Origin of the sequence: Sulfuricurvum sp., assembly GCF_028713855.1 — a bacterium.
In the GTDB taxonomy this organism is placed as follows: Bacteria; Campylobacterota; Campylobacteria; order Campylobacterales; family Sulfurimonadaceae; genus Sulfuricurvum.
The window spans coordinates 1-25892 of record NZ_JAQTNN010000017.1 but is presented as its reverse complement, the minus strand read 5'-3'; the positions used below and the strand labels follow the sequence as shown (position 1 = coordinate 25892).

General features: G+C 45.5%; 28 protein-coding genes and 1 pseudogene. 22 read left to right on the top strand and 7 right to left on the bottom strand.

The window, feature by feature from the left end:
* The first annotated feature begins 8 nt into the window (after nt 1–8).
* Genes thrB through xseA form a run of 8 tightly spaced genes read left to right on the top strand, consistent with a single transcriptional unit; the run spans nt 9 to nt 7468 of the window.
* Complete coding sequence (thrB, locus tag PHI47_RS12960) at nt 9–890, top strand: homoserine kinase (RefSeq protein ID WP_299938200.1); 882 nt, start codon at nt 9–11, stop codon at nt 888–890.
* 20 nt (nt 891–910) lie between these two features.
* Complete coding sequence (locus PHI47_RS12955) at nt 911–1165, top strand: DUF448 domain-containing protein (protein WP_366883016.1); 255 nt, start codon at nt 911–913, stop codon at nt 1163–1165.
* Complete coding sequence (gene infB / locus PHI47_RS12950; RefSeq protein ID WP_299938197.1) at nt 1155–3698, top strand: translation initiation factor IF-2; 2544 nt, start codon at nt 1155–1157, stop codon at nt 3696–3698. The genes PHI47_RS12955 and infB overlap by 11 nt, the downstream gene beginning before the upstream one ends.
* A complete protein-coding gene (rbfA, locus tag PHI47_RS12945) occupies nt 3695–4060 on the top strand; it encodes a 30S ribosome-binding factor RbfA (RefSeq protein ID WP_015652896.1) in 366 nt (121 codons plus the stop codon). Before infB ends, rbfA begins: the two co-directional genes overlap by 4 nt.
* A complete protein-coding gene (locus PHI47_RS12940; RefSeq protein ID WP_299938194.1) occupies nt 4050–4481 on the top strand; it encodes a ribosome maturation factor RimP in 432 nt (143 codons plus the stop codon). Before rbfA ends, PHI47_RS12940 begins: the two co-directional genes overlap by 11 nt.
* Entirely contained in the window at nt 4481–5503 is a 1023-nt protein-coding gene (gene ribD, locus PHI47_RS12935; protein ID WP_299938191.1) for a bifunctional diaminohydroxyphosphoribosylaminopyrimidine deaminase/5-amino-6-(5-phosphoribosylamino)uracil reductase RibD, read from the top strand. Before PHI47_RS12940 ends, ribD begins: the two co-directional genes overlap by 1 nt.
* Nucleotides 5500–6210 carry a bifunctional demethylmenaquinone methyltransferase/2-methoxy-6-polyprenyl-1,4-benzoquinol methylase UbiE gene (ubiE, locus tag PHI47_RS12930; RefSeq protein WP_299938189.1) on the top strand — a complete coding sequence of 237 codons (711 nt, stop codon included), beginning with the start codon at nt 5500–5502 and terminating at the stop codon, nt 6208–6210. Before ribD ends, ubiE begins: the two co-directional genes overlap by 4 nt.
* Before the next feature lie 4 nt (nt 6211–6214).
* Nucleotides 6215–7468: an exodeoxyribonuclease VII large subunit gene (gene xseA, locus PHI47_RS12925; protein ID WP_299938187.1), complete on the top strand. Its 1254-nt coding sequence runs from the start codon at nt 6215–6217 to the stop codon at nt 7466–7468.
* On the opposite strand, the gene sppA is transcribed toward xseA, so the two are convergent.
* Nucleotides 7455–8327: a signal peptide peptidase SppA gene (gene sppA / locus PHI47_RS12920; protein WP_299938184.1), complete on the bottom strand. Its 873-nt coding sequence runs from the start codon at nt 8325–8327 to the stop codon at nt 7455–7457. The genes xseA and sppA overlap by 14 nt on opposite strands.
* Nucleotides 8324–9535: an aminofutalosine deaminase family hydrolase gene (locus tag PHI47_RS12915; protein ID WP_299938181.1), complete on the bottom strand. Its 1212-nt coding sequence runs from the start codon at nt 9533–9535 to the stop codon at nt 8324–8326. The genes sppA and PHI47_RS12915 overlap by 4 nt, the downstream gene beginning before the upstream one ends.
* Before the next feature lie 136 nt (nt 9536–9671).
* Here PHI47_RS12915 and aroQ point away from each other — a divergent pair, with 136 nt between their 5' ends.
* Genes aroQ through PHI47_RS12860 form a run of 11 tightly spaced genes read left to right on the top strand, consistent with a single transcriptional unit; the run spans nt 9672 to nt 18810 of the window.
* Entirely contained in the window at nt 9672–10157 is a 486-nt protein-coding gene (gene aroQ, locus PHI47_RS12910) for a type II 3-dehydroquinate dehydratase (RefSeq protein WP_299938178.1), read from the top strand.
* Nucleotides 10158–10160: 3 nt separating this feature from the next.
* Nucleotides 10161–10685 (top strand): 2-amino-4-hydroxy-6-hydroxymethyldihydropteridine diphosphokinase, encoded by a 525-nt coding sequence (folK, locus tag PHI47_RS12905; protein ID WP_299938175.1) that lies wholly within the window; start codon nt 10161–10163, stop codon nt 10683–10685.
* Nucleotides 10666–11928 carry a flagellar biosynthesis protein FlhF gene (gene flhF, locus PHI47_RS12900; RefSeq protein WP_299938173.1) on the top strand — a complete coding sequence of 421 codons (1263 nt, stop codon included), beginning with the start codon at nt 10666–10668 and terminating at the stop codon, nt 11926–11928. The genes folK and flhF overlap by 20 nt, the downstream gene beginning before the upstream one ends.
* Nucleotides 11925–12797: a MinD/ParA family protein gene (locus PHI47_RS12895; protein ID WP_299938170.1), complete on the top strand. Its 873-nt coding sequence runs from the start codon at nt 11925–11927 to the stop codon at nt 12795–12797. Before flhF ends, PHI47_RS12895 begins: the two co-directional genes overlap by 4 nt.
* A 17-nt stretch (nt 12798–12814) precedes the next feature.
* The gene (locus PHI47_RS12890; RefSeq protein ID WP_299938167.1) at nt 12815–13138 is read left to right on the top strand and encodes a hypothetical protein; all 324 of its coding nucleotides are present in this window, start codon (nt 12815–12817) and stop codon (nt 13136–13138) included.
* Nucleotides 13135–13827 (top strand): RNA polymerase sigma factor FliA, encoded by a 693-nt coding sequence (locus PHI47_RS12885; RefSeq protein ID WP_299938164.1) that lies wholly within the window; start codon nt 13135–13137, stop codon nt 13825–13827. Before PHI47_RS12890 ends, PHI47_RS12885 begins: the two co-directional genes overlap by 4 nt.
* Nucleotides 13827–14924, top strand: a complete 1098-nt coding sequence (fliM, locus tag PHI47_RS12880) for a flagellar motor switch protein FliM (protein ID WP_299938162.1) — start codon at nt 13827–13829, stop codon at nt 14922–14924. The genes PHI47_RS12885 and fliM overlap by 1 nt, the downstream gene beginning before the upstream one ends.
* Nucleotides 14917–15777, top strand: a complete 861-nt coding sequence (gene fliY, locus PHI47_RS12875) for a flagellar motor switch protein FliY (RefSeq protein ID WP_299938160.1) — start codon at nt 14917–14919, stop codon at nt 15775–15777. The genes fliM and fliY overlap by 8 nt, the downstream gene beginning before the upstream one ends.
* Nucleotides 15778–15779: 2 nt before the next feature.
* Entirely contained in the window at nt 15780–16565 is a 786-nt protein-coding gene (locus tag PHI47_RS12870) for a TIGR00730 family Rossman fold protein (protein ID WP_299938157.1), read from the top strand.
* The gene (gene mnmA, locus PHI47_RS12865; RefSeq protein WP_299938155.1) at nt 16565–17584 is read left to right on the top strand and encodes a tRNA 2-thiouridine(34) synthase MnmA; all 1020 of its coding nucleotides are present in this window, start codon (nt 16565–16567) and stop codon (nt 17582–17584) included. The genes PHI47_RS12870 and mnmA overlap by 1 nt, the downstream gene beginning before the upstream one ends.
* Nucleotides 17572–18810, top strand: a complete 1239-nt coding sequence (locus PHI47_RS12860; protein ID WP_299938152.1) for an MFS transporter — start codon at nt 17572–17574, stop codon at nt 18808–18810. The genes mnmA and PHI47_RS12860 overlap by 13 nt, the downstream gene beginning before the upstream one ends.
* Here PHI47_RS12860 and PHI47_RS12855 read toward each other — a convergent pair.
* From PHI47_RS12855 to PHI47_RS12835, 5 genes and pseudogenes are all read right to left on the bottom strand, one after another.
* Nucleotides 18791–19558, bottom strand: coding sequence for a carbonic anhydrase (locus PHI47_RS12855; protein WP_299938149.1), 768 nt, complete (start codon nt 19556–19558; stop codon nt 18791–18793). The genes PHI47_RS12860 and PHI47_RS12855 overlap by 20 nt on opposite strands.
* Before the next feature lie 50 nt (nt 19559–19608).
* Nucleotides 19609–20466: a monofunctional biosynthetic peptidoglycan transglycosylase gene (gene mtgA, locus PHI47_RS12850; protein ID WP_299938147.1), complete on the bottom strand. Its 858-nt coding sequence runs from the start codon at nt 20464–20466 to the stop codon at nt 19609–19611.
* A 2-nt stretch (nt 20467–20468) separates the two neighbouring features.
* Nucleotides 20469–21086, bottom strand: a complete 618-nt coding sequence (locus PHI47_RS12845; protein WP_299938145.1) for a trimeric intracellular cation channel family protein — start codon at nt 21084–21086, stop codon at nt 20469–20471.
* Complete coding sequence (locus PHI47_RS12840; protein ID WP_299938142.1) at nt 21079–21615, bottom strand: gamma carbonic anhydrase family protein; 537 nt, start codon at nt 21613–21615, stop codon at nt 21079–21081. The genes PHI47_RS12845 and PHI47_RS12840 overlap by 8 nt, the downstream gene beginning before the upstream one ends.
* A gap of 11 nt (nt 21616–21626) precedes the next feature.
* Nucleotides 21627–23732, bottom strand: a pseudogene (locus PHI47_RS12835) (RNA degradosome polyphosphate kinase); the annotation flags it as partial.
* 63 nt (nt 23733–23795) lie between these two features.
* On the opposite strand from PHI47_RS12835, the gene PHI47_RS12830 reads away from it, so the two are divergent.
* From PHI47_RS12830 to PHI47_RS12820, 3 genes are read left to right on the top strand one after another with little or no spacing between them, the layout of a single operon-like run.
* On the top strand, nt 23796–24374 hold the full coding sequence (locus PHI47_RS12830) for a tetratricopeptide repeat protein (protein ID WP_299938140.1): 579 nt from the start codon (nt 23796–23798) through the stop codon (nt 24372–24374).
* On the top strand, nt 24371–25111 hold the full coding sequence (locus PHI47_RS12825) for an NYN domain-containing protein (protein ID WP_299938137.1): 741 nt from the start codon (nt 24371–24373) through the stop codon (nt 25109–25111). The genes PHI47_RS12830 and PHI47_RS12825 overlap by 4 nt, the downstream gene beginning before the upstream one ends.
* The gene (locus PHI47_RS12820; RefSeq protein WP_299938134.1) at nt 25108–25830 is read left to right on the top strand and encodes a Nif3-like dinuclear metal center hexameric protein; all 723 of its coding nucleotides are present in this window, start codon (nt 25108–25110) and stop codon (nt 25828–25830) included. The genes PHI47_RS12825 and PHI47_RS12820 overlap by 4 nt, the downstream gene beginning before the upstream one ends.
* The last annotated feature ends 62 nt before the right edge of the window (nt 25831–25892 follow it).

Genomic DNA, 25892 nt, shown 5'->3' with positions numbered 1-25892 from the left:
GAAATTATTTGTTCGTTAGTGTACCCGCAACGAGTGCGAATTTAGGACCCGGATTTGACTCATTAGGCCTTGCCGTCGATTTACGTAACCAAGTTGAATTGGTTCCTTCCCGCTTTTTTGCCGTTTCGATCAAAGGTGAGGGGGAAAACAATCCACGTCTTAAAGGGAACAATCTGTTCGTCAGTATTTTCAACGAACATTACCGCCGTTTAACCCAAAAACGGCAAAACTTCAAATTTACGTTTTACAACCAAATCCCGATGTCTCGAGGACTTGGGAGTTCTTCGGCGGTCATCGTAAGCGCGATCAGCTGTGCACACGAAGCCGCAGGGGTCAAGGTGTCAAAGCGTCGTATCCTCAATCACGCCCTTGTGTATGAAAGTCATCCTGACAATATCACTCCGGCAGTCATGGGAGGATTTAATGCCGCAATGGTGGAGAAACAAAAAGTTTTTTCCCAGCAAAAACACCTCCCTGATTATCTCAAAGCGGTCGTAGTCATTCCGAACAAGCCGATCTCAACCGCCAAATCGCGTACAACCCTCCCTAAATCGTACAGCAAAGAGAACGCTGTGTTTAACCTCTCGCATACGGCGGTAACGGTAGGGGCATTTTTCAATGAAGATTGGGAGATGCTGCGCCTTACGACACAAGACCGTTTCCATCAAAAAATACGGATGAAGATGCTTCCAGAACTGTTTGCCGTCCAAAAAATGGCCTATGAAAATGGTGCATTGATGAGTACCCTCTCCGGTAGCGGATCGACTTTTTTCAACATGGTGTATGATCAAGATGCTCAAATGTTAGCGGATAAGTTTAAGTCGGAATTTACCGATTTCGAGGTCAAAATTTTGGGCTTTGATAATGACGGTTTAGTTGTCGAACGATAACTAAGAAAGTATTGGATATAATGGCGCAAAAGTTACATCAGCCTATACGCATGTGCGTGGTTTGTCGTGAGCGCTTCGCTCAATCTGCACTTTTACGCCTTCAATGTCGCAATGGGTTATTGGAACCTTATAGTCATATAGGAAGAAGTTTTTATATGTGTCGATCTTGTATTGAGCATAAGAAGACTCCGGGTCAGTTGTCCCGTCAATGTAAAAGCGGCGCAACGGTAGAGCTAATGAATCGGTTAAAGGAGATCATCGTTAATGATGGATAAAGTTAGAGTTCATGAAATTGCCAAAGAGCTTGGTATCAATTCAAAAGAGGTAGTGGATAAAGCAGCCGCAATGGGGCTCAATGTAAAAACTGCCTCAAGTTCGGTTTCGATCGAAGAAGCTGAACAAATCATGAACTATATCATGAGCGGGGCATCTGCTGAAAATACAGCGCCCAAGTCTTCCTCTAAAGCTGCTTCGCCAGAAGAAGCTCCCGTTGCTGTTGCTGCTGTTGCCGTAACAGAAGAAAGTATTCAATCCGTAGCATCGGTGGTCGAAACAAAAGATGAAACATCAGTCGAAGCACCAATAGAGGTAGAAGTACCAAAACGTTCGGGGCTGAAAATCGTTAAGAAAAAGCGTCCAGTTGAAGAAGAAGTCATAGCACCGGTTCGTCATGAGAGTACTCATGTCTCCAGTTATGGCAAACTCAGTGAGCAGGCTCAACGTGAGTTAGAAGCTAAACGAGCGAAAAAAACACAAAGCAGCAGTGCACCGGTACAGAAAAAAGATCAAGGGGTTCGTCTTGATATCTTTGGCGGCGGAATTTCTGACGTATCAATGGATTACGAGCAAGATCAAGTCGTATTGATGGATTTCAACGATTTGGGTGCAAGTTTACCACCGGAAGAAGAGCAAAAACCGAAAGAGAAAAAACCTATCGGTCGTAATGCGGGTAAAAAACAAGGTGCTAATCGTGGTAAACCGCGTCAAGTCTCTCGTGAAGCACGTAAGCGTTATACGAAAGATGCAAAAGAAGACGAAGTTATCACTCACGTTGAAATTGCAGAAGATGTCCGTGTTTATGAATTTGCTGAAAAAGTAGGGCAGAGTATTTCTGCGGTTATCAAAGTCCTTTTTGATCTTGGGATGATGGTTACTAAAAATGACTTTTTGGGCAAAGATGAGATTGAAATCTTGGCGAGTGAGTTTGGTGTCGAAGTGACCACCATCGATCCAAAAGATGCGTTTAATCTTGAAACGGCTTACGATGAAGAGCACGAAGACAGTGAAGGTTCCGTTGAGCGTCCTCCGGTTATCACGATCATGGGACACGTTGACCATGGTAAAACCTCTCTCCTTGACGCGATCCGTAATGCCAAAGTGGCACACGGCGAAGCGGGAGGAATTACTCAGCATATCGGTGCTTACTCGGTAGAGCAAAAAGGTAAATTGATTACTTTCTTGGATACTCCGGGACACGAAGCGTTTAGTGCAATGCGTTCACGCGGTGCACAGTTGACCGATATTATCGTTATTGTCGTTGCGGCAGACGATGGGGTTAAACCTCAAACCCGCGAATCGGTTCAGCATGCGAAAGATGCAAAAGTTCCTGTGATCGTTGCGGTCAATAAAATGGACAAACCGGGTGCAAATCCGGATATGGTTAAAGCACAAATGGCGGAACTTGGACTTAACCCTACCGAGTGGGGCGGAGATGTCGAGTTCGTCGGCGTTTCAGCAAAAGCTATGACCGGTATTGATGAACTATTAGAAGCGATCTTGCTCCAATCCGAAGTGATGGAGCTCAAAGCGAATCCTGATGTTATGGCGAAAGCGGTAGTTGTCGAGAGTACGTTAGAAAAAGGACGTGGACCGGTTGCTACCGTCATCGTTCAAAACGGAACGTTACGTGTCGGAGACAACATCGTGTGCGGTGGTGCTTATGGACGCGTTCGTGCGTTGATCAATGATCGCAAAGTACAGCTTCAACAAATCGGACCGAGTCAAACCGCCGTTGTTGTCGGTTTGAGTGACGTACCGCCATCGGGCGAAGTAATGATGGCGATGGAAAGTGATCGTGAAGCGCGTGAAGTAGCACAAAAACGTGCTGAGTATGATCGTCACCGTGAGCTTTCATTGAGTACTAAAGCATCGTTTGATGACTTGACGTCATTGATTGCTGAGGGGCGTATCAAAGCGCTTAAAGTGGTTCTTAAAACAGACGTTCACGGTTCTCTTGAAGCGATTAAATCGGCTCTTGCAGAGTTGCGTAATGAAGAAGTAAAAGTTGAAGTGATCTCCAGCGGTGTCGGTGGCATTACCGAAAACGACGTTGCGTTGGTGAACAACAGTGAAAACTGTGCTCTACTTGGATTTAATGTTCGTCCTACCGGTAATGTCAATGCTATGGCAAAACAAATGGGTGTGGAGATTAAAACGTACTCTATCATTTATCAGTTGATCGACGATGTTAAATTGTTGCTTGGCGGTATGATGGCACCACAATTCCGTGAAGAGAATACAGGACAAGCCGAAGTTCGTGATACGTTCCCAATGCCTAAAGGTGCAGGAACCATCGCAGGATGTGTGGTTGTTGACGGTAAATTGGTACGCGGCGGAATGGTACGCGTTATCCGTGACGGCGTTGTTATCCATGAGGGTGATCTCACCTCTCTTCGACGTTTCAAAGACGATGTCAAAGAGGTCGGTAAAGGGTTTGACTGTGGTGTTGTTCTTAACGGATACAGCGATGTCAAAGTGGGTGACGTTATCGAAACCTTCAAAAAAATCGAGACAAAAGTATCCCTGTGACGCCGGCACAAATAAAAATCAAGCGAACGGAGTCGATTCTAAAAGAGTTGATTCCCGAAGCGATTTCACAACTTTCCGATGCGCGTGTGCGTGAAGTGGACGTCATTGATGTCCATTGCTCACGCGGACGAAGCGATGCAAAAGTGTATCTTGACCCTCATCACTATACGCCGCAAGAGCAGGCTGTCTTTTTAAAACTGCTTGAAAAAGCCCGTCCGATTATCGAAGAGCACTGTATGAAAGATCAAGGGTGGTTCCGTTCCCCACGTATGACATTCGTGTTTGATGACACCCTTAAACGAAGCCAAAATATCGAGGCATTGTTCGCCCAAATCGCGAAGGAGAAAAAAGATGAGTCTTGAGAGCGATATCAAAAAAATGGTTGAATCGGTCGGCTTATCGTTATACGATACAGCTGTCTTCAATGAAAATGAAAACACTATTTTCCGCGTAAGCGTCACAGCTCCGGGCGGTGTAACACTGGATAAATGTGTTGAAGTGACCCATTTGATCTCCCCTTTGTTAGACGTCACGTCACCGGTTAGCGGTGAGTATCGTTTGGAAGTAAGCTCTCCGGGGATTGAGCGTAAACTCAAAACATTAGAGCACTTTATCCAATCGGTAGGTGAAAAAGCCTCTTTGAGTACCCTTTCAAAAGAAAAATATGAGGGTGAAGTGATCGGCGTTGAAAACGACGAAGTCATCCTTAAAACCAAAGAAGATGGCGAAAAGCGTATCCCTTTTCGCTCGATTAGCAAGGCAAAAACCTACTTCGAGTGGTAATGAAACCCACCACTGCTACCCACGCTATGACCCTCGCCCTGAATGCGGCGTGGGATTATCAACTACTCACTTTTCCTAACCCTGCCGTCGGTGCAGCTTGTATTTCTGAAAACGGTTCAATTGTATCCGTAGGTGCACATAAAATTGCAGGCGGTCCTCATGCCGAAGTCTATGCTCTACGTGATGCTTATACGCTTTTAAGCGGTGATGTATCGATAGCGGATTCGGACGATTCTCATTACATACATGATTACCTTCGAACTCATCACAATGGACTATTTCATACAGTTTCTATGGCAGTGACACTGGAACCGTGTTCTCACAGCGGAAAAACCCCTTCATGTGCTTTATTGATTCGTGATTTAGGGATAAAATCTCTTTTTATCAGTTGCAAAGATCCCAATCCGGCAGCTGCAGGGGGTGCTGAAATAGTGAGTGTTTCAGGGGCAGAGTGTGTTTTTGGGATAATGGAAACAGAGGGAAAAAAACTGCTGGAGCCGTTTTTGAAATGGCAAACCAATCCCTTCGTTTTCTTTAAATGGGCACAGCGACTTGATGGGACAATTGATAACGGAACGATCAGCTCTGCCGCTTCAAGGACGCATATGCACGCATTACGGGATAAATGTGATTTGATCGTGATCGGCGGCAATACCGTACGGCAAGACAAACCGACGTTAGATGCGCGGTTGGTGAACGGTAACGCTCCCGATGTACTGATTTATTCTCGTGATGAAGACTTTGACCGAACCATTCCTCTTTTTAATATTCCCAACCGACAGGTATTTATTGCATCGGATTTTGAACAGATTCACAATTATCGATTAGTGATGATTGAGGGTGGAGCAGGGATGTTAGAAGCAAGCTCTAATCTATGTGATTGGTATCTCGGTTACATTGCGCCTAAAATCGGCGGTGGAACACAAACTCTTGGAACCGTTACAGAGGATTTTGAGGTACTGCACGCTAAAATCACCGATAATATAATTCTTTGGATGAAGAAACAACAGGAACTTTTATGACCAAACAAGAGAAAATCGTATCGATGTTCAACGACATTGCACCGACGTATGATCGTGCAAATCGGGTGCTTAGTATGGGTGTCGATACCTTTTGGCGCCGCAAAGCGTGTGATTTGGCATTTGGTTATTGTTCGACGAAAAGCATTGATTCGATTGTCGATGTGGCATGCGGTACGGGCGATATGATGGGATACTGGAAACGCCGTGCAGACAAAGCCGGAATTAGTGTCAGCGAAATCGTCGGTGTCGACCCTTCCGAGGGGATGGTCAGTGTCGGAGTAGAGAAGTTTCCGCTGATGTCGTTTCACATCGCTCCGGCAACGGAACTTCCGAAGCCTGACACGTCAGCCGATATCATCAGTATTTCGTACGGTATTCGTAACGTTGTCGAACGTCAGGCAGGATTGCGTGAATTTAACCGTGTTCTCAAACCGGGCGGATTGGTTGTCATCCTCGAATTTATGAAAAATGAAAATCCGTCAACTCTTGGAAAAGTACGCGATTGGTACATGAACAATGTCCTTCCGCGTATCGGCGGATTGATTTCCAACAACTATGAAGCATACCGCTATCTCCCCGATTCTATTGAGGGATTTTTAACCGTCGGCAAGATGAAAACGGAGCTCGAAGAAGCAGGATTTGAGATGCTTTATACCAAAAGCTTTTCAATGGATATTTCGACCCTGATGATCGCCCGTAAAAAGTAGTTTTATGGCTTCCACTCTCAGCGTCAGCGGTCTTAATGAGCAGATCAAGACGCTTTTAGAAACCTCTTTTGAATTTGTCAGCGTCGAGGGTGAACTCTCCCGTGTCACCAAACACGGCAGCGGACATATCTACTTCACCCTCAAAGACAACGATTCCGCGATCAAATGTGTGATGTTCAAGGGAAATGCCGCACGGCTGAAGTTCTCTCTCGAAGAGGGGGCTCATATCATCCTACACGGGGCATTATCACTCTACAAACCGCGAGGCGAGTATCAGATCAACGCATTTAGCGCCGAGCCTTACGGTGCTGGGGCATTGGCGGTAGCATTTGAGCAGTTAAAACAAAAACTGGAAGCCAAAGGCTACTTCGACCCTGCACGCAAAAAAACCTTTCCTAAATTCCCCGAAATCATAGTGTTAGTCACCTCGGCGACGGGAGCGGCATTGCAGGACATGCAAAGAGTCGCCTCTGGGCGATGGCCGTTAGTTAAACTCATCGTACTGGATGTATTGGTTCAAGGATCAAGTGCATCAGGACAAATTGCCGATGCACTTCGCTATGCTGATACGTTAAACGCGGATGCGGTGGTTGTCGGACGGGGCGGTGGAAGTATCGAGGATTTATGGGCATTTAACGAGGAGATCGTTGCCGATGCGATTTTCGCCATGAACACTCCCGTGATGTCAGCTGTAGGGCATGAGATCGATTGGGTAATCAGCGACTACGTGTGCGATATGCGCGCACCGACACCGAGCGCCGCGATGCAGATGCTTCTCCCCGATCAAAACGAGCTATCTCAAAGTATCGATGAGATTCGATACAGTGCTTATGGGATGATTACTCAGCGGTTGGAGCGTAAACGCGAACAGCTCCTCTCGATGCAAGAGGCATTTAAACGTCACGGAGTAGAGCATCGTTTGGAAGTTCAACGTGAGCTGGTCAAAGAGTTGCGAGAGCGGTTAAATCGACAAATGACACAACGGTTGGAACAAAGCAGACGAGAGCTTACACCACTAATGGAGCGGTTAACCCAAAGCATCGAATCGACATTGCGACAAAAGCGGTTTATGATTACGCAACTCACCGAAGGGTTTAATGCCAACCACCCGAAGAATAAAAATAAAAGCGGATTTGCGCAGATCGCCCGTGATGGGAAAGTGATCGATTTGGATGAACTGAGTGTCGGGGATCGGTTTGATGCGATGAACGAGCGGCGCGTTGTCCGCTCGGAGGTGGTAGAGATTATTTCAATGTAACCGGCGGAAAATACATGTGAGCTAAACTGGCTCCCTCTGCGGCGAACCGTTTGAAAAATTTATCCATCGGATCATCTTTATTCCAAACCGGATCACTGATTTTGGTCAATGCTTCTACCCGTTTTTTCGCATCGAATTCCACTCCGATACTATCCACGAGACCCACTTTTTTGGCTTGTACAGCGGTAAAGATATGGGCATCGGCATATTCAGTGCTGCGATTAAGATCGAGTTTGCGAGCGCGTGCGACATCTCCGACAAACAGATCATAGGTTCCGCCGATCACTTTATCGAGTTCGGCTCGCTCTACGGCGCTCCAAGGGCGGTCAAATGTCCCCACTTGTTTGTAGGTTCCGGCATGGACGACTTGGGTTTTTACTCCTACTTTTTCCATGAGTGCTGAGATATCGGCTCCCTCCATGATGACACCGATAGAACCGATCATACTGCCCGGATTTGCAACGATCTCATTGCCCCAGATACCGGAGTAATATCCGCCGCTGGCCATGATTCCGGCCGCATAAACAACGGTTGGTTTGGTTTCAGAGAGACGTTTAATGGCATAGGCGATTTCAACCGAAGGAGCTACTGCACCGCCGGGGGAGTCAATACTGAACAATACCCCTTTGATATCTTTGTTTTCACGTGCTTCATCGATTTGTTCGACGATGGGTGTCGCATCTATAATCGGGCCCATCAGGGAGATTTTTTGGAGATTATGGGGTGATATTCCATCTTCGCCGGAAGGGAGAATCAGCCAAAGTACAACCAATACTAAAACGGTCGCTTTAAAATGTTCTTGGATAAATTTAAGCCCTGTCGCAAGGCATGAGCCGATTTTTCGGATAAATTCCATCATTTGATTTTTTCCCCTTGGATATAAACCGATTCGATAGTGTGCGGTTGAACGATCAGATGGATCGGTAATTGGTCATTGATCGGATAATTGACCCGCATAATGAGAATATCGGCATCGTATGTAGGTGCGATTGTACCACAATTGAGGCGCAATGCTTCCGCCGCGTTGCTCGTAACACTTTCCCAAAGACGATGCGCCAAAGAGAGGAGGTTGTCATTAGGGTGCATAAAGAGGGCTGCTTTCATCTCTTCGAACAAATCTAATGTGTAGTTGGAACTTAATCCGTCGGTACCACATAACCATGGGATTGAATGCGCATCGAGGCACTGTAAATCGAGTACGCCGTTTCCGAGAAGGCGATTGGAGATAGGACAATGGATAATGCTATGTCCCCCCGCTTTGATGGCGGAGAGTTCATCATCGTTTGCTTGAATGGCATGGGTAAATAAGGTAGGGACGCCGTTAAAATAGGTCAAAAATTCTTTAACCGTATTGGCGGCTTGAGTTTGTTTTAAAAAGTTTTGGAAAAACGGTTGGAAGGCTCCGCTGTTGCTGTCCAGCCATTCGCGCTCTGCCGGACTTTCCAGTAAATGGGCGGTAACTCGCAGCTCTTTGCTCTTCGCATATTTGAGGGCTTTTTGGATCAAAATCCGATGGACGGAGTAGGGAGAATGGATGGCAACAGAGGGATAAAAACCGTCACGTTTCATCTCTTGGGAGGCAAAAAGACGCTCTTGAAAATTGCCATACAACGCATCGGCCATGATAGGATCGGAGCCGATGAGTTCATTAAAAAAGACCACTTTTTGAGGGGCTTTGAAACACGGTTCCAAATCAAAACCGTACGAACTGACTGCTGCGAATGCGGTGATACCGTTGGAGAGCATCATATCGATAGCACGCGTTGTGCATCCATCGTCGCATTCGTTGATCAGTTCATCACGAGATGCGATAACACTGGAGAGCCACGGCATAAACTCTCCGTAGGTAAGACTGGAACGGTTGGCACTGAATTCCAAATGGACATGGGCATTTATGAGTCCCGGAAGGAGAACAGACCCTTCTCCCAGTTCAATGCACTGCTCACCGTAACGGGAACGTAAATCATCGTTCGGACTCACTTCGAGAACCGTTTTATCAATCACAATGCCGTGATTGCGGTAGAGAGTCCCGTTTGTGAAAATAGCGTCACTTAAAAGTATTTGCACCTAATGCCTTTAATCAAAATTCAAAAAAAGAAAGTATAGCAGAAGCGTATAAATGATCATTTGGAAGGGATTTAGTTCCTTATAATATAGAACCTCTTATAATCTATCCTTAAAAACAGAACTCAAGGTTTAATCAATGAAAATAGTCGTTATCCAAGGGCCAAATCTCAATATGTTAGGTGTTCGAGAGCAACAAGTATACGGACCGATGCGTTTAGAGCAGATTCATGCACAAATGAAAGATGTTGCAACGCAAAACGGTGTTGAAATCGAGTTTTACCAAAGCAATCTTGAGGGTGAAATCGTAGACCGTATTCAAGAATGTTACGGCGATGCGGACGGGATCATTATCAATCCTGCGGCGTATACCCACACTTCGATCGCGATTCGTGATGCGATCAGTGCGGTGAACCTCCCGACTATCGAAGTACATATCAGCAATATTTACCGTCGTGAAGAGTTTCGTCAAAAAAGTATGACGGCTCCGGTATGTACCTCTTCTGTGATCGGCTTCGGTCCTTTCGGATACCATTTGGCTATGGTTGGGATGATGCAAATCCTCAGCGAAATCAATGCAATGCGCCAAGCGACTGCTGCTCAGCAAGGCGCGGTAGAAGAATAAATCATGCCGCTCTGCCGTATTTTGGATAAGAGCCATCGTATTTATGTGGATCGCAATTTCCCTAAAGTACTTCGAAAGGCTACCGGTTATCGCTATCGGGTTGTTTTAGGAGTAGGGGGGAACATCGGCGATACACAGCGCCGGCTGAATCATCTTTGGCACTATTTGGGAACATTACCGCAAATATGCAGAATTCGAAGCGGAGTGATTTTAAAAAATCCTCCGTTTGGGTTTCATGAGCAAAGCGATTTTGATAATACGGTTATAGAAATTGCCACTTCATTGCAACCGAAAGCACTCCTGCGACTGGTGTGGCGGATAGAGAAACGTTTTGGGCGTCGTCGCAGTTTTGCGAATGCGCCGAGGACGTTAGACTTGGATATACTATTCTTTGAGAATCGCTCAGTTCAGACGGCAGAGTTGAGTATTCCTCATCCTCACTGGAGTGAGCGGGTCAGTGTGACGATTCCGCTTGGAAGTTTGGCTCGACAGAGCGTACGGAGACAATATGAAAATCTTGACATTTAGCGGTGCCACCCCTGCCGAAGCGCTTAAAAAAGCACAATTGGAAGTCGGTGAAGAGGCGATGTTGATTGAAACGCGTGAGGTACAAAAAAAGTCCCTCGGCAAAAGTGCTTTGTATGAGATTGTGGTTGGGGTTGAAGAACATACTCTTCCCAAACCAAGAGCAAAAGTCGAAGAGCCTTTGATGAAGCAGCGTCCTTTGGCTCAAAAAAGCAGTGATGTCCTTTATAATATCTCTGAAGCCGCCAAACAAATTTCTAAAATTGCCGAAGTGACCGAAGAAGAGCGTACTCCCACTCAAGCACCCGTTCGAGAGAGCGAAGATCTAAAACGGATCAAAGAGGAGATCGAAAAACTCGGAGATAAAGTCAAGCTGATCCAAAATATGTTTTGGTCTGAAAAATCCCCCAAAACGACTGCCGCTATTCCCCCGGAATTTGCCGAGATTTATCGTCTCGCCCAACAAAGCGGAATGGATCAAGCCCATCTTGATGAGATTATGCATCTGACACTGGAACATATGCCCTCAAAAATGAGAGAGAGCTCCGAAACAGTTAAGCGTTATTTTCAGGTATTGATGCGAAAAATGATCCCGGTACGGATGGAAACTCCCCCTAAAAACGGCGGTAAAAAGGTGATAATGCTGGTTGGTCCGACGGGCGTCGGTAAAACAACCTCGATTGCCAAGCTTGCCGCTCGTTTTTCGTATCTGCTCGATAAAAAATACAAAGTGGGTCTGGTGGTTCTCGATACGTACCGCATTGGAGCCGTTGAGCAGCTGATGCAGTACGCACGGATGATGAAACTGGGGATCGAGACGGTGGTCGATCCTCCGGAATTTTCGAGTGCTTTGAATGCACTGCGTTACAGCGACTATATTCTGATTGATACGATGGGTTCTTCCCCGTATGACAAAGGAAAAATCGAAAAGATTTATGAGTGTCTGCGCGGTAACGATACCGATTACAGTGTCGATGTGGTACTGGTAATGCCCAGCTCGATCAAATACGAGGATCTCAAAGCAACGTATGAGAATTTTGCTCCGCTTGGGATCGATACGATGATGTTTACCAAACTGGACGAAACCAGAGGGTTCGGAAATATTTTTTCGCTGGTCTATGAGACCAAAGTTCCGATCAGTTACTTTTCCGTAGGGCAGGAAGTTCCCGAAGATTTAGCAGTGGCTACGAGCGATTTTTTAGTCGACTGCCTGATGAACGGATTTATCAAAGGTGAGAGTGTATGAAGCACCAAGCCGCCAAACTTGAAGCGTTAGTGAATCAAAACCGAAATACGGCAGCTAAAAAGACCCGATTTATCGCAATAACAAGCGGAAAAGGCGGTGTCGGAAAAAGTACCATTAGTTCTAATATGGCCTATATCATGGCAAAATATGGACTTAAAGTAGGAATTTTTGATGCCGATATCGGGTTGGCAAATCTGGATGTCATGTTCAATGTTAAAATCCAGAAAAATATCTTGCATGTTCTCAAAGGGGAAGCAAGAGTCGAAGATATTTTGGTTCCGATTGAAAAAAATCTTGTCCTTATCCCAGGAGAAAGCGGAGAAGAGATTTTTAAATACGCATCCGGCGGGTTATTTGAGCGGTTTATGGAACAGGCGTCCGTATTGGACGATTTAGACGTTATGATTATCGATACGGGAGCCGGAATCGGTGAACATATTCAACTTTTTTTACGCGCATGCGATGATGTGATTGTCGTTACGGTTCCCGATCCAGCCGCCATTACCGATGCGTATGCGACGATCAAGGTCACGGCACGTCTACGCGATGAGATTAACGTTATTATGAATCAGGTTCGCTCGTCAAAAGAAGCAGAAGGGCTGTTTGAAAAAATTCATAAAGTGGCGCAAGCTAATATCGGCGGGGGATTGCGATTAAACTATTTGGGACAGGTATCGAGCGATCCTAAAATTTCGAACAGTGTCAAAAAACGGGCCCTTTTCAGTCGTGATTTTCCGAGTTCTACGCCGAGTGTTGAATTAGAGCAGATTGTTAAGCGTATTGCAAAAAAACTGGAACGAAATGTGCTAGTAGATCCCAAAGAGAGTGGTCTTGGAGGCTTGTTCAAGCGTCTTATGGAGCACTTTTAATTCTAGAAGGTGCGCCAATGCGAGGTTCGAATTTTGTCTCTTTTCTAACGGTACAAGGTTTTTTTATCGGTATTGTTTTTGGGATACTTAAGTCGACATCTCCGGAAAGTTTTTTGGGATTTGTGATCCTGATAAGCGCATTTTTTTATCTTTTCGCCCATCTGTGTGTTGGATTTTTCTTTCAAACACTCGGTGTCAAGACCCATCCTTTTCCTAAAAATGCCCATGAGCATAATCTCGATTTCTTTGTACGTGAGATCAACAAACGAGAACAGTTTATTGATGCGTTTTATACCCATAAAGCGGAGTTGTTAGATGATAACGGACGGGGGCAGGGATGAGCGGCGCACATGTTTATACGCAAGAATTAAAACACCGTGAAGATCAGCTAGCACTTCAGTATCTTCCTGCCGTAAAAGCGATGTCGTTTCGTCTGAAAGAGCGTCTTCCCAGCTCGATTGATTACATGGATTTAAGTGCAATCGGGACGGAAGAATTAGTCAAATTGGCACGCCGTTACGATGAAGCGCAAAATGATTCGTTTTGGGGCTATGCGAAGACGAGAGTATACGGTGCAATGCTCGATTATCTGCGTTCACTTGATTTAGTAAGCCGATCAAGCCGACGGCTGATCAAAGAGATTGATAGTGCGATCGAAACCTATATGGCCGATCATGATGATGAGCCTAGCGATGCAGAACTAGCTCAAATTTTAGGGATCGAAGTCGAAAAAATTCATGAAGCACGTATTGCCTCGGACATTTATACTGTTTTACCGTTGGATGATCAACTGGGTACTCCCGAAGAGGGTGGAATGTTAGAGCGACTAGAACATGAAGATTTGATTGAAGCGATTAAAAAAGTTTTGGATGGGTTTGAAGAGCGTGAGCAAATGATTATTCAGCTTTACTATTTTGAAGAGTTAACCCTTAAAGAGATCAGTGAAATCGTCAACATCACGGAATCGCGCATTTCGCAAATTCACAAATCGGTAATTCGGCGTATTAAAGACGCGGTAGGGGGGAGATAATGGCAGATATTTTATCGCAAGAAGAGATTGATGCCCTTCTCGATGTCGTAGACGATGAAGGCGAAGGGATATTAGAATCGGGTGATGATTCCCTTTTCCCTCAACGTCAAATCACTCTGTATGACTTTAAACGTCCTAACCGCGTTTCCAAAGAGCAGCTTCGGGCATTTCGCGGGATTCACGACAAGATGGCACGTTCGATCGCATCTCAGATTTCGGCGATTATGCGCTCCATCGTAGAAATTCAGCTCCATTCGGTCGATCAGATGACCTATGGGGAGTTTTTGATGTCGTTACCGAATCCGACCAGCTTTAACGTCTTTTCGATGAAGCCGTTGGAAGGAAATGGTGTTTTAGAGATTAACCCCTCTATCGCCTTTCCGATGCTGGATCGTATTTTGGGTGGGAAGGGTGAACCGTTCGAAGCAAACCGTGAGTTTTCGGACATCGAACTTTCCCTTTTTGAAACAATTTTACGGGTCATGATGGGGACATTGCGTGAGGCATGGAGCCCGGTTACCGACCTTTATCCGCAGGTAGAATCGAAAGAATCGAGTCCCAACGTCGTCCAAATCGTCGCACAAAATGAGATTGTCGTGATGGTTGTTATGGAGATCATCATCGGGCACAGTTCGGGTATGATGAACATTTGTTATCCTGTCATCGCGCTTGAGCCGGTTTTACCAAAGCTTGCCAGCCGTGATTTGATGTTGAACGAAACCAATTCTAAAAAGAGCCGTAATCAAGAGCTTCAAGTTCTTCTCGGCGGTGCGCATGTGAATGTTGAAGTGAATCTTGGTGAAGCGGAATTAACGCTTCATGAGTTGTTGGAATTAGGTGAGGGAGATATAATACGGCTTAATATTCCAGCGGATGATGTTGTACATGTCAGTGTCGATGGAAAAGAACGTTTTGTAGGACAGATGGGATTACGAAGATTCCGAAAATCCATCCAGATTACCTCATTGATCGATACCGAAAAAGATGCGGTTAAGCGAGCACTCAAAGAGTTCGAAACGAAACGTAAAGCACGCATAAGCGGAGTTAAAGAGATGATACGCGGGCCATTAGAAGAAGAGGAGGACGACGATGAGTGATTTTGCCGGAGTATTTGCGAATGAGGCAGTTGCTACCATAGAGGGGTTGACAGGTCAAACCCCTTCGATTGTCCTTAAAGAGGCAGAAGATATCTCTATTGTTTCCAATGTTATTCCGCCGATAGCGCTGATTCACGTCAGCTTTAGCGGTGATGCTTCGGGTCGAGGTCTCATTATGATGCCTCCTCAGTTGGCAACGGCACTGGGGGATATGATGCTTGGCGGAGAGGGTGAGGCGCATGATACGATGTCGGATGAAGACATTGATGCAGCCAAAGAGATCATTTCCAATATCGTCGGGGCAATGAGTACCACATTAGGTTCTCAAAAAGAACTTCCGAAATTCACGATCAAACCCGAACGTGCCGAATTTATTGCCGAAAACGGTGAAGTGAACCTTGATGCCTATGCCAAAATGTTTGTTTTTTCGTTTACCCTCGGGACGATCAATTCGCTTATGATGTTCGCAATCGATTCGGGAATTAACAGTGCTTTAAACGGCGGGAAGCCCTCATCTTCCATAGCTCCATCAGGAAGTATTTTTGATACACCTGCTCCGGAGTCTTCTGTGAAGCTTGAAGAGGGAGAGATGAAAAATATCTCTCTGATTATGGATGTTAAACTTCCTGTGCGGGTACGTATCGGTAAGAAAAAGATGCTTCTAAAAGATGTTTTGAGTATGGACATCGGTTCGGTTATTGAACTCAATCAACTTGCCAATGATCCGTTGGATATATTGGTAGATGACCATGTAATCGCTCAGGGCGAAGTGGTGATCGTGGATGGGAATTTTGGTGTTCAAATTACCTCTATCGGAACCAAACGTGATCGTCTGAATAAATTAAAAGGATAGTCATGGTGCGCAGAAATGGGAAAAAAAAGGAGTACCCAAGCAGCCGCTATGTTAAAGATATTAAATCAGCGGATGTGTGGAGTGTCTTTAAAATTATTGCCGACTTTGTTCAGGGATTTGATGAATTAGGGGATCTCGGCCCTTCCGTAACCATTTTCGGAAGCGCGCGAGTGGATGAGAAACATCCTTACTATCAACAAGCCACGCAACTTGCAAGTATGCTCGGCGAACGCGGATACAATATTATCACCGGCGGCGGACCGGGACTCATGGAAGCGGCCAACCGCGGTGCTTATCAACATGAGAATGTAGAATCAATCGGGCTAAATATCGAGCTTTCCTCTGAACAGCAGCCGAACCCTTATATTACCAAAGGGCGAAGTTTTGATTATTTCTTTTCGCGTAAAGTGATGTTGGTTAAATATTCAATGGCCTACGTTATTTTTCCGGGTGGATTCGGAACGCTTGATGAAATGTTTGAAGCGCTGACACTCATTCAAACCCGAAAAGTTTGGGGCGTGCGGCTTTTCATTATCGGTACGGAATTTTATGCCCCTTTGATCCAATTTATCCGAGATAAATTATTGGCAGAGGGGATGATCGATGAAAAGGATCTCAAACTGTTTATCCTTACCGATGATTTGGATTTGGTAGTAAAAGAGATCGAAAAATCGTTAGTTGCACAAATGGCTACACTGGAAAAAGAGGGGCTCAATGATACGAAGTATTACAAAATCCTTTCTAGTTATTTCGAAAATAGACCGATTTGTGACGGGAGTGATGTGTAATGGGTAAAAAAGTATTAATTGGGATGAGCGGCGGTGTTGATTCGACCGTTTCAACACTACTGCTTAAAGAACAGGGTTATGAGGTTGAAGGGGTTTATATGAAACTCCACTCCAAACCGGGCTATCATGAAATCCATCAAGCCCGTGCGCAGAAAGCGGCTGCTTTTGCAGGGGTAAAACTCCATATTCTCGATCTTCAGGAGCAGTTTAACGAAAAAGTTTTTACCCCTTTTATCGAAACGTATAAAGAGGGAAAGACCCCGAACCCGTGTGCATTATGTAACCGTAATATTAAATTCGGCGCGATGGTAACATTTGCTGACAGTATCGGTGCTGATTTTGTCGCAACAGGTCATTACATTCGGCATGACGGTCAGTATCTGCTTCAGGCTCAAGATGATACGAAAGATCAGAGTTATTTTCTTTTTTACATTGACCCTGTTTTGGTTCCGCGTCTGTTATTTCCGTTGGGTGAGCGTCACAAGAGCGATATTAAAGCGTTCGCCGCGAGTGTTGAGGGGTTAGAGTCTTTTGCGTCTCAGGGTGAATCGAGTGAAATCTGTTTTGTCGAGACGACCTATATGGATGTTTTAAAGCCTTACGTCCCTGTCGATCAGGAAGGGGACGTCCTCGATATGGAAGGCAAAGTGGTCGGTAAACATAAAGGATATATGCACTATACGATCGGTAAACGCAAAGGCTTTACTGTTCACGGTGCACATGATCCCCATTTCGTTGTAGAAATCAAACCTGACACCAATCAAATCGTTGTCGGAACACGCGAAGATTTGGAGTGTCACCGTGTCGAGCTAGAGCGCGTGAATATGTTCGATACGCGCACGGAGTTCGAATGTGACATAAAACTTCGCTACCGTACCACGGCAGTACGATGTTCGGTTAAAATTGACGGAGATCATGCAGTGGTTGAGTTGCACGAACCGGTATTGGGTGTTGCCTCAGGGCAGGCGGGTGTCTTTTATGACGGAGATAAACTGCTTGGCGGCGGATGGATCGTTTGATTAAATCAAAAAAACGTATTATTGCCGCAGGGATTATCGGCAACGTCATTGAGTATTACGACTTTGCCCTCATCGGTTTTTTAGCCGTGATGATGGGAAAGCTCTTTTTTCCTTCCACTGATCCTTTCCTCTCTCTTTTAGGTTCGTTCGGGGCATTTGCTGCCGGAATGATTATGCGCCCCGTCGGTGCTTTGATTTTCGGACACATCGGCGATCGTGTCAGTCGGCGCACGGCTCTTATGAGCTCTTTAATCATGATGGCATTGCCCACCTTTTTAATCGGTTTTTTGCCTACCTACGCTCAAATCGGGATGATGGCTCCGATTCTACTCGTCCTACTTCGGATGATCCAAGGACTTTCGGTTGGTGGTGAATATGCCAGTTCCATCGTTTATTTGGTAGAACAATCTTCTCCTAAGCGCCAAAATCTTTACGGTTCGTTTGTTTCAGTAGGGGCTAAAATCGGGATGGCATTGGGATCGGGTTTTTGCGGAGCATTGTTATGGTATATCGGTGCCGATGCAATGGGTGAGTGGGGATGGAGGGTTCCGTTTTGGGGAAGTATCGTCATTGCCGCAGCAGGACTTTATCTACGCCGCAACTTGACCGATAACTATGAACCAAGCGAAGATAAAACGGTTCCGATCGTAGCGATTTTACGCCATCACCGTCGTGAATTTTGGCAGTTCCTGACCATCGCCTCGGCAATATGGGTTTTCTACTATACGGTATTTATTTACCTCCCTATCTGGCTGGAGGGAAGTGCTGGTCTTAGTAAAGCACAAGCGGGACAGATCAATACTCTCTCCATTGTCGTAGGGGTCATTTTCATCCCCTTGATGGCAATGGTCGCGGATAGCATCGGTTCACTTCGTCTGATGCGGCTAACGGCTATCACACTCGCGATTAGCGTTTATCCGCTCTTTTATTGGATGAGTGTCGGCGGTTATTGGGGATCACTCGGCGGAACGATCGGATTGGTTGTTTTGTTGTGTGCATTCCAGGCACCGATTTTTGCTTCGACGGTGAACGCTCTGCGCTATCATGGGTATCGTGCTTCGTTCACAGCAGTGATTTTAGGGAGTGCGGCAGGAATTATCGGAGGGATTACCCCCGCGATGATGACGTCGATCACACAGCTTAGCGGTAATCCCTATGCTCCGTCGTATGTTATTGCGGTTGCATCGGCGATTGGGTGGATTGTCCTTAGACGTGTACCGGCTTAAAGAGTGATTTCATTAATGGAAATTCTATCATTTTTTCAGGATTGCTTTCACCGTTGATATTAACAATTTTTAGCCGGCCGTAGCCGTGGTTGAAATCATTGGCTAAATCGTATACGACCCCGACAACGGTGAGTTTACCGCTCTCGATATCGCCTTTAAACTCTTTTTCCGCGTAATAAACCTGCTGATGCACATTGCTGACAACCGCGGCAAGCCATTTTGTCTCATCCGTACCCATGAGTGAGGTTTTACGAACCGCTAGCGAGAGGGAATCGAGCTCATGGATAATGTGCGGACCTTCTTCAGAATAATCACTGAGTGCGGCTTTGATCGCTCCGCATCGAGAATGTCCTACTATAATCAGTAACGGAGTATTCAGATGGCGTACACCATATTCGACGCTTCCCATATTGGAACTGAATTGATTGCCGATATTTCGGATAATAAAGAGATCATTTTCAGCGGTTGCATCCAGCGAATCGCTTTGAAATCGTGAATCTGAACATCCGATTACCGTTGCACGAGGATTTTGACCGTTTTTGAGTTTTTCAAAAAATGTTGAACCATGGTGATTGACGTAGTAATCGTTTTGAGAGATGACTTCTCCAAACATTTTTTTAGCGATCTCTTGCAGTTCTTGCGTATTGGGTACAGCATGATGCGCGGCAGAAGAGGGCTCGTGTTCATTGGCTAAAACTAGCGAACTTGAGGTCAGGGCAAAAAATTTAAGGAACGTCCGTTTATTCATAGGAAAACCTCCTGATTTGGTAGACTTAGTGTACCATAAAAGGAGCCGCATTAAAACGTCATAGAGCTGTTCTCATCGTTTGAAGTGGGTATTTCAGATTCAATTGAAGGTTCAGTAGGTGTCGCTTCATCAAATAAATCGGTGACACTTTGATTGCTCTCTTCATTGAGGGGAGATGCTTCCTCTTGTTTCGGCGGAGCCATAACCTCTTGAAACTGAGGAATGACAATACCGCGGCGTTTCATGATTTTATAAATAATACGGGAGCGGTTCTTTACGTATTTTTGATTTCCGGTCGCATGAAAGCGAATCGGATTGGGGAGTACAGCTGCCAGACGGGCTGCTTCCATGCCGGTCAGATTTTTGGCACTTTTATGATAGTAATGGCGGGCTGCCGCTTCGATCCCGAAGATACCATCTCCCCATTCGGCGACGTTGAGATAAATTTCGAGGATACGGCGTTTTGAGAGTGTACTTTCTATTCGCCATGTTAGGATCGCCTCTTTGAGTTTGCGTACCGGATTTTTACTCGGGGATAGATAGAGATTTTTGGCTAACTGTTGGCTGATAGTACTTCCCCCAGCCATTTTCCCTTTTTTGAGCGTTCGTTCCAGTGCTTGTTCCATCCCTTTTACATCAAAACCGTCATGATTCCAAAATTTGTCATCTTCCCCGATGAGAACCGCTTTAATAACATTAGGGGAGATTTGAGACATCGGAACCCATTTTTGTGTAATTTCCATATCGCGATTTTGTTCCGCCCATTCGGCTTCTCTATACTCCATAAATGCGGTAGGAATAGGTTTGATGTCACGAAGATCGGAAATATTAGGGTAGACGAGATAACGCCCGATATCGATAAAGCCTCCGATGAGGAAGAGAATAAAAAAAAGTTTGATTTTAGTCATGATTAATCCGTATTGAGTGTAGGGAGATGCCATTGCTTATAATAAGCAAGGAGCCGTAAAAAGATTGCAAATCCTGCAACGCCGGCGACTCCCCAGGTATTTACCATATCCATTTGTGCCAAGAGAAGGAGTAAAACAGAAACGATAATAGCGATTGAGCCGTAAAAGTCACTGATAAGGACCGAGGGGACTTGGTTGATCATTGTATCGCGTAATACCCCTCCGCCGACGGCGGTGAGAAAGCTAAGGATCATAACCCCGAAAAAGTTGAATTCAACCTCGATGGCTAGCAGGGCCCCTGTGATACTAAATGCGACAAGCCCGATCGTATCGCTGATGACAAACAGCCATTGGCGTTCTAACTGCTCACGGCGGTAAAGGCGAAAAGCGAAAGCAAGCAGGATTGTGGTGATGACCGTAATAGCCGGATAGTATTCATTAAAGGCAAACGGGGTTCGTCCCAAAAGAACATCTCGAACGACACCGCCGCCAAGAGCCGTCAATGAAGCGGAGATAATTAAACCGAGAAGATCGAGGTTGTTGCGTACCCCGACCAAAAATCCGCTCAGAGCAAAGGCACAAATTCCGAGAATATCGGCAGCAATGACGATATCAAACATTAGGCACGCGATAGTTTTCTTTGAAGCTCACGTAACGCTTAGCGGATGCGTAAAGCTCTGCGACCTCTTCATCGGTGAGCTCTCTGACTACTTTAGCGGGGCTCCCCATGATAAGTGAACGGGGTGGAAATACTTTGTTTTTGGTCACCAGTGCACCTGCACCAACGATCGACTCTTTTCCGATCACGGCTCCATCGAGGATGGTTGCGCTCATACCGATCAAACATGCATCTTCGATTGTACACCCATGGAGCATAACACGGTGTCCTACCGTCACATCATTGCCGATGATGGTTGGATATCCGTCGCTCATATCGCTAAGTTTATAGTGGGTAACGTGAACCATACTTAAATCTTGGATATTGCTGCGATCGCCGATTGTGATGGTGTGTACATCTGCACGTACAACACATCCGAACCAGATACTCACATCTTCCCCCATTCTTACCCGTCCGATTACGTCAGCGGAATCTGCGATCCAAACGCGTTCTTTCATTTCAGGGGTGTAGTGTAAATAATTACCAAGCATCGATATCCTTATCAGCTCTCTTTAAATAATCGCGTGGTGAGTTGTTGCACGTAATTAGGAGCCTGTTTTTTGACCGAATTATACACTTTGTTGGTATGGGTTTCAACGATTTTATGACTGTCGATCAGATTGCCGCTCTCGTGTTTGATTCTGACATAGGTACCATCGTTTTGAAGCTCATGGGCGAGGACATTATCGGATGTTTGCAATTGTAAAATCTGGATCAGCTTGTTCGTGCTCTCTTCCCCTGAAATAGGGGTAAGAAGTTCAATACGGCGAAGGAGATTTCTCGGCATCCAATCGGCACTTGAGATATACGTTTGCGGCGTCGAATGTTTAAAATAATAGATTCGGGCATGCTCAAGGTATTTCCCGATAATCGAGATAACGCGGATATTTTCGCTGATTCCCGGTACTCCCGGACGCAGACAGCAAATTCCACGGATGATAAGCTCGATTTTTACCCCGGCTTGAGATGCTTTATAGAGGGCTCTTATGATATCTTCATCGACAAGAGCATTCATCTTGGCGATAATGACCCCTTCACTTCCCATGCGGGTTTCATTTTGGATGAGGGAGAGGACTTTAGGTTTAATTTGGGTCGGTGCCATGTAAAGCTCATGCAATTTCCCTTTTTTACTGAATCCGGTGAGGAAATGGAAGAAGCGGGTCATGTCATGCGTAATCGCATCATTGCTGGTCATATAGCTGATGTCGGTGTAGATAGTCGCGGTAGAGGGATTATAGTTACCGGTTCCGATATGGGCGTATTGTTTGAGTTTACCGTCCACCCGCCGGGTGATGAGGGCAGCTTTGGCGTGTACTTTGAATCCTGCAATACCGTAGATAACGTGTGCTCCGGAATTTTCAAGTGCTTTAGCCCAGTGGAGATTGTTTTCTTCGTCAAAACGGGCTCTGAGTTCGACCATAACCGTGACCTGTTTACCCGATTCCGCCGCACTGATAAGTGACTGAACAATAGGGGACTTTGAGCCGGAACGATAGAGTGTCATACGGATGGAAACAACATCGGGATCTTTAGCGGCAACCTGAATCAGCCGAACGACCGGTTCAAAGCTTTCAAATGGATGAAACAGCAAGAGGTCTTGTTTATCCAATGTCGCATAGAGACTCTCATCGGAGTCAAGCGGCGGAAGATTGCGCGGCTTGAAACTCGGACTGGTGAGATGAGCGAAATCTTTGTTTCCGACCACTTGCCATAGACTTCCGAGATTGAGATACGTTTGAAAACGGTAGATATCATCTTTGTAAACATTGGCGTGACGGTTAAAGAAGTTAAGGAGATCATCATCGGCATGGACACTCAGCTCAAGACGTACCAATTCCCCTTTCTTACGAAGTTTAAGACCCTCTTCGAGAATCTCCATAAAATCGTCCGCTTCTTCCTCTTCGATTGCGATATCAGCGTTTCGGGTAACACGGAATGCGGCAAATTTGATCAGTTCATAGCCTGGGAACAGGTCTTGGATGTGCTCGGCAACAATGCTTCCGATCGGAATGTAGATACGATTATTAATTTCGACGAAACGGGGAAGTACCCGTGGAATACGAATCAGTCCGTAACGCTCTACGTTAGCGTCTTCTTTGTCCCGAAGTTTGACAATTTGTCCAAACCCGAGGTTATTGAGATGAGGGAATGGGTGGGTAGCATCGATAGCAATCGGGATGACAACCGGATAGATATTTTCATGAAAATATTTGTCGAGATATTTACGCTGATCGGGAGTGACCTCTTTGTACGATTGGAAAAAGATCCCCTCTTTTTCGAGTTCTTTCATAATCCCCTGCAGACAGTATTCAACAGATTCTTGTTCTTTATGCAGATACTCGCGGATTTCACGAAGTTGATGGAGCGGGGTAAAGCGGTCGGCTCCCGAAACGTTGACTCCGGCACTGAAAAGTTTTTTTAGTCCCGCGACACGGATCATGTAAAATTCATCGAGATTCGTTCCGTAGATGGCTAAAAATTTCAGTCGTTCAAAAAGAGGAAGCGACTCGTCTTGTGCTTGTCTCAAAACACGCGTGTTAAATTGGAGCCATGAGAGCTCACGATTGATATAAAGGGCTGGATCTTTAAAATTGCTGGGCATAGTTTCTACCGATTTTTGGTTTAAGTTAACGTGATTATATTATACTTAGAGTTACAAAAGGGGAACATAATGAGTACATTCCAAATTTTGATGTTTGCTATGACACTGTATTTCGCATATCAGATTTTTCGCCATGTTCAAAATTTAGACGATTCCCCCCCCAAAAATACCGATTTTAAGGAGCCTTCTCCCCCATCATCGGCGTTGATCGATCAAGCGGACAGTGCTTATGAAGCGGGAGATACGGCGAGAGCAAAAGGCTATCTCGAAGAGGCTTTTGCAGCGGAGCCGAAAAACGTTGAAATTTTGAATAAACTCGCTTTCGTCACCGCAAAATCGGGAGAACGGATAAAAGCGATTGAACTGTATGAAGATTCTTTGGAACTGGATGAAAACGATGATCTGACCCACAATGCTATTGCTTCGCTGTATCGTGCCGAGCATGCCTATGAACGTGCGCAGGATCATTATCGAAAAGCGCTGGAGATCGATGATACGTATGCGCAAACCTATTACAATTACGCAAATTTGTTGGTGGATATGAATGAGATTGACGAAGCGCGTACAATGTACACTCATGCACTTGAACTGCAAAATGACTTTGCACAGGCACGTGAAGCGTTAAAATCCTTAGGAGGAATGAAATGATCGACGATCAAGCACGATTGGCCGTTTTGATTGATGCGGACAACTCTCAGCCCTCTATTATCGCGGGACTTATGGATGAGATTGCGTCGCACGGTATCGCCAGTGTCAAACGGATTTACGGCGATTGGACCGATACCAAACTCAAAGGGTGGAAAAATGCCCTTTTAGAGCACGGTCTTCATCCGATGCAACAGTTTGCCTATACGACGGGAAAAAATGCGACGGACAGCGCGATGATCATCGATGCGATGGATCTGCTTTATACGAAAAATTTTGACGGTTTTTGTATCGTATCGAGTGACAGCGATTTCACCCGTCTCGCGAGTCGTATCCGTGAATCGGGAATAAAAGTGTACGGGTTCGGAGAGCAAAAAACACCCAAATCTTTTATCGGGGTGTGCGATAAATTTATTTATACCGAAAACCTCCGCCGTGACGCAAATCATAAAGAGCCGATTGGAGCGAAAATCAAACCGGACAATAAAGCTCTTTTGGCACTCGTTCGAAATGCGGTTGAAGACACGACGAATGAAGCAGGGTGGTCGTATCTAGGCTCCATCGGACAAAATTTGATTAACAAATCTCCCGAATTTGATCCTCGCAGTTACGGTTATAAAAAGCTGCTTGATCTGATCGAGGGGCTGGGAGAGTTTGAGTTTAAATTTTCCGATCCGCTTTCAGGCTCCCAGGCCGTGCATGTACGGTTAAAACGGCACAAAAGGAGTTATGAAAAATGACGGTTCAAGATATTTACACGTACCTCGACGAACTTTCTCCGTTTGCACTGCAAGAGGGGTGGGATAACTCGGGACTCTTGGTTGGAGATTTTTCGCAAGAGATCACCGATGTGGTTTTGAGCATTGATATTGATGCCGAATTGATTGAATCTATCCCTGAAAACGCCCTGCTTATCACCCACCATCCGATCATTTTCGGCGGACTTAAACAGCTTCAGTTCAACCAATACCCTGCTAAAATTCTCGCTCCGATGATCCGTAAAAATATCACCAATATCGCGATGCATACTAACTTTGACCAAACGCATCTCAACGATTATGTCGCAACGGAGATTTTGGGATATCCGATTATTGCCAAAGAGGGATTTGTCGCTTATCTGGGTGTTGATGAACCCTATGATACGTTTGCAGAGAAAATTAAAACTGCTTTGGGATTACCTCATACCCGAGGGGTAAAATGCCATGAATACATCCGAACCTGTGCATTGGTTACCGGTTCGGGTGCATCATTAATGCGCAATGTTGAGGCAGAGTGTTTTTTGACCGGAGATATCAAATACCATGATGCAATGGAAGCCTCATCGCTCGGATTATCCATGATTGACATTGGACACTACGAAAGCGAACGCTATTTTGGCGAGGTTTTAGGGGGGCATTTGGAAAAATTAGGATTGAGTGTTATAATTTCGCCATCTAAGAACCCCTTCACCTATCTTTGAGCTAAAATTAGGTAATCGTGTAACTCCAAAAGGAACCGTATGAACAAACACCTTGAACAATT

Coding starts and splice junctions, on each gene's coding strand:
- fliY (WP_299938160.1), top strand. CDS start 14,917: ATGAGTGATTTTGCCGGAGTATTTGCGAATGAGGCAGTTGCTACCATA.
- xseA (WP_299938187.1), top strand. CDS start 6,215: ATGGCTTCCACTCTCAGCGTCAGCGGTCTTAATGAGCAGATCAAGACG.
- PHI47_RS12840 (WP_299938142.1), bottom strand. CDS start 21,615: ATGCTTGGTAATTATTTACACTACACCCCTGAAATGAAAGAACGCGTT.
- flhF (WP_299938173.1), top strand. CDS start 10,666: ATGAAAATCTTGACATTTAGCGGTGCCACCCCTGCCGAAGCGCTTAAA.
- sppA (WP_299938184.1), bottom strand. CDS start 8,327: ATGATGGAATTTATCCGAAAAATCGGCTCATGCCTTGCGACAGGGCTT.
- mnmA (WP_299938155.1), top strand. CDS start 16,565: ATGGGTAAAAAAGTATTAATTGGGATGAGCGGCGGTGTTGATTCGACC.
- PHI47_RS12940 (WP_299938194.1), top strand. CDS start 4,050: ATGAGTCTTGAGAGCGATATCAAAAAAATGGTTGAATCGGTCGGCTTA.
- PHI47_RS12830 (WP_299938140.1), top strand. CDS start 23,796: ATGAGTACATTCCAAATTTTGATGTTTGCTATGACACTGTATTTCGCA.
- ubiE (WP_299938189.1), top strand. CDS start 5,500: ATGACCAAACAAGAGAAAATCGTATCGATGTTCAACGACATTGCACCG.
- mtgA (WP_299938147.1), bottom strand. CDS start 20,466: ATGACTAAAATCAAACTTTTTTTTATTCTCTTCCTCATCGGAGGCTTT.
- PHI47_RS12885 (WP_299938164.1), top strand. CDS start 13,135: ATGAGCGGCGCACATGTTTATACGCAAGAATTAAAACACCGTGAAGAT.
- folK (WP_299938175.1), top strand. CDS start 10,161: ATGCCGCTCTGCCGTATTTTGGATAAGAGCCATCGTATTTATGTGGAT.
- PHI47_RS12955 (WP_366883016.1), top strand. CDS start 911: ATGGCGCAAAAGTTACATCAGCCTATACGCATGTGCGTGGTTTGTCGT.
- aroQ (WP_299938178.1), top strand. CDS start 9,672: ATGAAAATAGTCGTTATCCAAGGGCCAAATCTCAATATGTTAGGTGTT.
- PHI47_RS12860 (WP_299938152.1), top strand. CDS start 17,572: ATGGATCGTTTGATTAAATCAAAAAAACGTATTATTGCCGCAGGGATT.
- ribD (WP_299938191.1), top strand. CDS start 4,481: ATGAAACCCACCACTGCTACCCACGCTATGACCCTCGCCCTGAATGCG.
- fliM (WP_299938162.1), top strand. CDS start 13,827: ATGGCAGATATTTTATCGCAAGAAGAGATTGATGCCCTTCTCGATGTC.
- PHI47_RS12890 (WP_299938167.1), top strand. CDS start 12,815: ATGCGAGGTTCGAATTTTGTCTCTTTTCTAACGGTACAAGGTTTTTTT.
- PHI47_RS12845 (WP_299938145.1), bottom strand. CDS start 21,086: ATGTTTGATATCGTCATTGCTGCCGATATTCTCGGAATTTGTGCCTTT.
- PHI47_RS12820 (WP_299938134.1), top strand. CDS start 25,108: ATGACGGTTCAAGATATTTACACGTACCTCGACGAACTTTCTCCGTTT.
- PHI47_RS12855 (WP_299938149.1), bottom strand. CDS start 19,558: ATGAATAAACGGACGTTCCTTAAATTTTTTGCCCTGACCTCAAGTTCG.
- PHI47_RS12825 (WP_299938137.1), top strand. CDS start 24,371: ATGATCGACGATCAAGCACGATTGGCCGTTTTGATTGATGCGGACAAC.
- PHI47_RS12895 (WP_299938170.1), top strand. CDS start 11,925: ATGAAGCACCAAGCCGCCAAACTTGAAGCGTTAGTGAATCAAAACCGA.
- infB (WP_299938197.1), top strand. CDS start 1,155: ATGATGGATAAAGTTAGAGTTCATGAAATTGCCAAAGAGCTTGGTATC.
- PHI47_RS12870 (WP_299938157.1), top strand. CDS start 15,780: ATGGTGCGCAGAAATGGGAAAAAAAAGGAGTACCCAAGCAGCCGCTAT.